Raw genomic sequence first — 4,970 nt, forward strand, 5'->3', positions numbered from 1 at the left:
CTATCCGCTTTCGACAATGTGTGAATCTAATAGCCCCGATGGGGAGAAGAGACAAGCCGATTGCATGGCGTTCCCCTCTCCCCAGCGGGGAGAGGGCAGGGTGAGGGGGCTCCGCACTCCGTTAGAATTTGTGGAAGAAAGACCACCCAATGAACATATCCATCAAGCCAATCAGCCGCGCGCGCGCCATCAACTGGAACCGCATCGAGGACGATAGGGATCTCGAAGTCTGGAACCGGTTGACCGGCAATTTCTGGCTGCCGGAAAAGGTGCCGCTGTCGAACGACATCCCTTCCTGGGCGACGCTGACGCCGGCCGAGCAGCAGTTGACCATCCGCGTCTTCACCGGGCTGACGCTGCTCGACACGATCCAGAACGGCGTCGGTTCCATCAGGCTGATGGAGGATGCGGTAACGCCGCATGAGGAGGCGGTGCTTTCCAACGTCTCCTTCATGGAGGCGGTGCATGCGCGTTCCTATTCCTCGATCTTTTCGACGCTGTGCTCGACGCCCGATGTCGACGATGCCTATCGCTGGTCGGAGGAGAACGAGTTCCTGCAGCGGAAATCAGTGCTGATCATGGAGCAGTATGGTTCCGGCGATCCCTTGAAGAAGAAGATCGCGAGCGTCTTTCTCGAGAGCTTCCTGTTCTATTCCGGCTTCTACCTGCCGATGTACTGGTCGAGCCGCGCCAAGCTCACCAACACGGCCGACATGATCCGGCTGATCATCCGCGACGAGGCGGTGCACGGCTATTATATCGGCTACAAGTTCCAGCGCGGGTTGGAGCGGTTGTCCGGGGAGAGAAGGCAGGAGATCAAGGATTTCGCCTTCGACCTGTTGCTCGAGCTCTACGACAACGAGGCCCGATATACCGAGGCGCTCTATGACGGCGTCGGGCTGACCGAGGACGTCAAGAAATTCCTGCATTACAATGCCAACAAGGCGCTGATGAACCTCGGCTACGAGGCGCTTTTCCCGGCCGAGGCCTGCAAGGTCAATCCGGCGATCCTGTCGGCGCTTTCGCCGAATGCCGACGAGAACCACGACTTCTTCTCGGGCTCCGGCTCCTCCTATGTCATCGGCAAGGCTGTCGCGACCGAAGACGAGGATTGGGATTTCTGAGCCTTTCTCGCAGTCTGCCCTTATCATTTGCTTCCCTGTCGCCCACATTCAGCGGAAACTGAATTCGATCCTCGCCGATGACGTGATGTAGCGGAGTTTTTGATGTCGCCTTTTTTGAACAAGACCGGGACTGCCGTTGAAGCGGACGAGGGCGTCTGGCCGATCCGCAGGAGGCGGATTCTCGATTGGCTGGTGAACGAGACGCGGGGCGAGCGTTTCATCGACAACATCCTGGTGGACATGTGTGAGAAGCTGCTTGCGGCTGGGGTGCCGGTGGCGCGGGCGACGCTGCATTTCAGGGTGAACCACCCGCAATGGGTGGGTGCCCGCATCCTCTGGAAGGAAGGGCTCACCGAGGCGAAGATCGATACATTCGCCTATGGCGTCGAAAACACGCCGGAGTTCCTGACCAGTCCTGTTAACGCGATCCATCAGGGTGCGGAGGAAGTGCGCAGGCAGTTGGAAGGTGCAGCCGACGGCGACTTGGATTCCTTCTATCGGGAACTGCGCGACGACGGCCTGACCGAGTATATCGCCTGGCCGCTCGAACACACCTTTGGCAAACGGCATGTGGCTACATTTTCCACCAGCCGGCCGGGCGGTTTTACCAGCGAACATGTCGATTTCCTGCGTGATCTCCTTCCGGCCCTGACTTTGGTCAGCGAAATTCGCCTGAAGAACATCATGGCGCGCACGCTGCTGCAGACCTATGTCGGGCCGCATGCGAGCGAGCAGATCCTGTCGGGCGTGACGACGCGCGGCAGCGGCGCCACCGTCGGTGCGGCGATCATGATCTGCGACCTGCGCGACTTTACGGCGATCTCCGATCTCTGGCCGCGCGACGATGTCATCCATCTGCTCAACGACTATTTCGACGCCATGTCGGATCCGATCGAACACTATGGCGGCGAAATCCTGAAGTTCATGGGTGACGGATTGCTGGCAATCTTCCCCTTAAGCAAGGAAACGGCCTGTGCCGATCTGCTGCAGGCGATCCGCGAAGGGCAGGCGTTGATGGCCGAGCTGAACGAGCAGCACGCACGAACAGGACGCGAACCGCTGCGTTACGGCGTCGGCGTGCATGTCGGCGACGTCATGTACGGCAATATCGGTTCGCGCCGGCGGCTGGATTTCACCGTCATCGGCCCTGCCGTCAATATCGCCTCGCGGCTGGAAAGCCTGACCAAGGAGGTCAAGCGTCCGGTGCTGCTGTCGCGGGCCTTCGTCGAAATGGCGGGCTGCGCCGAAGACATGGACAGCCTCGGCACCTTCCCGCTGCGCGGGCTCGGAGAGCCTGTCGATGTCTTCGCTTTTCCTGAGCGGTAAACGGATGGGGCTTCACACGCCGCGTTTGTTTCCCCACAGCAGCACGTGCAGCTGCGGCAGCACGCGCGGGGCAAACCATCCGTCGGCGGTCACCTTCGCAACGAGCCAGTGCATCCGATCCATCACGCCGTCGATATCGATGCGGGCGTCGTCGTCATCGGGCGGCGGCGGCGTATGGTTGCCCGGCTGAAGGAACAAGGGAATATAGGGATAGCGCCGACCCGCCTCTCGGGCGAAGGCGTAATCGCCATCGTCGAAGACGACGATTTTCAAGGCGATCTCCGGGCCACCGGCGGCAAGCCGGAGGCAGCTGTCGACCTGATCCCAATCCGTCAGCATTCCGCTTGACGGCGGCTTGGGGCTCAAGACCAAGAAGTCGAGATCGCGAAACCAGTTCCGGGCGACGCTCCCCTGCGTTTCCAGCGCGAAGCGGTAGCCTTGAGAATGGCCGAATTCGATCAGCGGCCCCAGAGGCTGGATCGCCGGATTGCCTCCGGAAAGGGAAACCGTCATCGGCCGGCCTGCGGAGAGCTTCGTGACCTCCTGCCAGATCGCCTCGGTGGACATGGGAATCCACTGATCCCGGAAGGCGCTGTCGACGGCGTGGAGGCTGTCGCACCAGGAACAGCGATAGTCACAGCCGCCCGTCCGGACAAACACCGTCGGCAGCCCGATCAAAGCGCCTTCGCCCTGGATGGTCGGGCCGAAGATCTCGCTGACGCGAATGGTCTCTCCGTTCATGGCCGGTACTCCGCCCAGGTCTTCGGCGTCTCGCTGACGCGGACGGACGATGTCTCGGGGAAACGCTGTTTGCACCAGTCGTAAAAATGCTTTGCCAGGAACTCGGAGGTGACTTTCGAATGGCCGAAGACCTCGTTCAGGTGGCGATGATCGAGAGCCTCGTCGATATAGCGCTTGAGCGGCGACAGGTCGTGATAGTCGCGAACGAACCCGTCGTCATTCAGGCTTTCGGCGGCGAGCTCGACGACCACGACGTAGTTGTGGCCGTGGAGCCTGGCGCATTGATGGTCGGCCGGCAGATGATCCAGCTGGTGCGAAGCGGAGAGATGAAACTCCTTGGTGATGCGGTACATCAACGCACCTCCGCCGCGGAATATTGCGACACCGCCGCTTTCCAGAAGTCCCGGTCTTCATAGTCCGTTGGATCGGCGACGCCGGCAAGGTGGAAGGCTTCGCGGCGTTCGACGCAGGTTCCGCAGCGCCCGCAATGAAGGTTGCCGCCCTTGTAGCACGACCAGGTCTCCGCAAACGGCGTACCGTGTTTTGCGCCGTCGGCGACGATCGCCGCCTTGGAAACATCGACATACGGCGCCAGCAGTTTGACGCTGGCATAACCGTCCAGCGCTTCGTTCTGCATGCGCTGGAAGGCGTCGATGAAGCCCGGCCGGCAGTCGGGGTAAATGAAATGGTCGCCGCCGTGCACGGCGACGGCAACGGCATCGGCCTTTTGCGCGGCCGCCAGGCCGAATGCGATCGCCAGCATGATGGCGTTGCGGTTCGGCACCACGGTGGCCTTCATGGTCTCCTCGGCATAATGGCCGTCCGGGACCTCGACATTGTCGGTCAGAGCCGATCCGCTGAGATGGCCGCCGATGGCGGCGATGTCGATGATATGATGAGGGACGGCAAGGCGTGCGGCGCACTTGGCGGCGAAGTCGAGTTCCTTGCGATGCCGCTGGCCGTAGTCGAAGGAGATGAGGCCGACGAGCTGTTGTTCCGCTGCCATCCTGTGGGCAAGCGAAACGGAGTCGAGTCCGCCGGAGCAGACGACAATGGTTTTCATATTTTGGATCCCTTGTTTTGACCGGGTGGGCTGCGACCGGATTACGGACGTGCTTCTAGGCCAAATCACGCGCGATGCAAACAGTTTTAAGATGTCAGCTCGAAAGTTGTGCGGTCTCACCGATCGAAAATTGCGTTGCGGCGGCAGCATGCGGTGCAGGTCCCCGGCGTCGGGATTGTCGACGCGCTGACGCGGCATGCGTCCGCGATCCTCGCCGGCCACCGTCGCCTCCTCCTGGATCGTGTCGACTTTCGGCGATCTGTTGGAGGAGTGAGGAAACCCGTAATAATTCAATATGATAACGGAATAGCCATATTTTTCTCGGGAGTCGAGAAAGGGCTTGACGATCAGGGGCTTATAACGTTTTAAATTAGCAACCGCGCGGAGGAGCGCGGCCGTATGTCGACCGCCGTAGCGGCGGAAAACATCGGGCGGCAGGGAGGGCCCGCCGCCGATTTCAAATGGGAGGAATTTCATGCGCAGGTTTTTGAGCTCGGCGGCCGTTGCCGTCGTGATGATGGCTGGCCTCGGTACAGCGCAGGCCGCCGATGTGAAGGAAGTGCAGATGCTGCACTGGTGGACATCTGGCGGCGAGGCAGCGGCCTTGAACGTCTTGAAGGAGGATCTGTCGAAGGAAGGATTTGCCTGGAAGGACGTTCCGGTAGCCGGCGGCGGCGGCGATGCGGCGATGACGGCGCTGAAGGCGATGGTGGCGG

5 protein-coding genes and 1 pseudogene are annotated in these 4,970 nt (G+C 61.0%); 3 read left to right on the forward strand and 3 right to left on the reverse strand.

The window, feature by feature from the left end; all coding sequences use genetic code 11:
- Positions 1-149 precede the first annotated feature (149 nt).
- Together nrdF and CO655_RS32790 are read left to right on the forward strand one after the other, a co-directional pair.
- Positions 150-1,124: a class 1b ribonucleoside-diphosphate reductase subunit beta gene (gene nrdF, locus CO655_RS32785; RefSeq protein ID WP_097667956.1), complete on the forward strand. Its 975-nt coding sequence runs from the start codon at positions 150-152 to the stop codon at positions 1,122-1,124.
- 102 nt (positions 1,125-1,226) lie between these two features.
- Positions 1,227-2,450 (forward strand): adenylate/guanylate cyclase domain-containing protein, encoded by a 1,224-nt coding sequence (locus tag CO655_RS32790; RefSeq protein ID WP_097609031.1) that lies wholly within the window; start codon positions 1,227-1,229, stop codon positions 2,448-2,450.
- Positions 2,451-2,462: 12 nt separating this feature from the next.
- Here CO655_RS32790 and queE read toward each other — a convergent pair whose 3' ends face one another.
- From queE to queC, 3 genes are read right to left on the reverse strand one after another with little or no spacing between them, the layout of a single operon-like run.
- On the reverse strand, positions 2,463-3,191 hold the full coding sequence (gene queE, locus CO655_RS32795; protein ID WP_097667957.1) for a 7-carboxy-7-deazaguanine synthase QueE: 729 nt from the start codon (positions 3,189-3,191) through the stop codon (positions 2,463-2,465).
- The gene (queD, locus tag CO655_RS32800; RefSeq protein ID WP_097583440.1) at positions 3,188-3,544 is read right to left on the reverse strand and encodes a 6-carboxytetrahydropterin synthase QueD; all 357 of its coding nucleotides are present in this window, start codon (positions 3,542-3,544) and stop codon (positions 3,188-3,190) included. Before queD ends, queE begins: the two co-directional genes overlap by 4 nt.
- The gene (queC, locus tag CO655_RS32805; RefSeq protein ID WP_097609036.1) at positions 3,544-4,254 is read right to left on the reverse strand and encodes a 7-cyano-7-deazaguanine synthase QueC; all 711 of its coding nucleotides are present in this window, start codon (positions 4,252-4,254) and stop codon (positions 3,544-3,546) included. The genes queD and queC overlap by 1 nt, the downstream gene beginning before the upstream one ends.
- 475 nt (positions 4,255-4,729) lie before the next feature.
- On the opposite strand from queC, the pseudogene CO655_RS32810 reads away from it, so the two are divergent.
- Positions 4,730-4,970, forward strand: a pseudogene (locus CO655_RS32810) (sugar ABC transporter substrate-binding protein); the annotation flags it as partial.

It is taken from the genome of Rhizobium sp. M1 (assembly GCF_002531805.1).
GTDB classification, from domain to species: domain Bacteria; phylum Pseudomonadota; class Alphaproteobacteria; order Rhizobiales; family Rhizobiaceae; genus Rhizobium; species Rhizobium etli_C.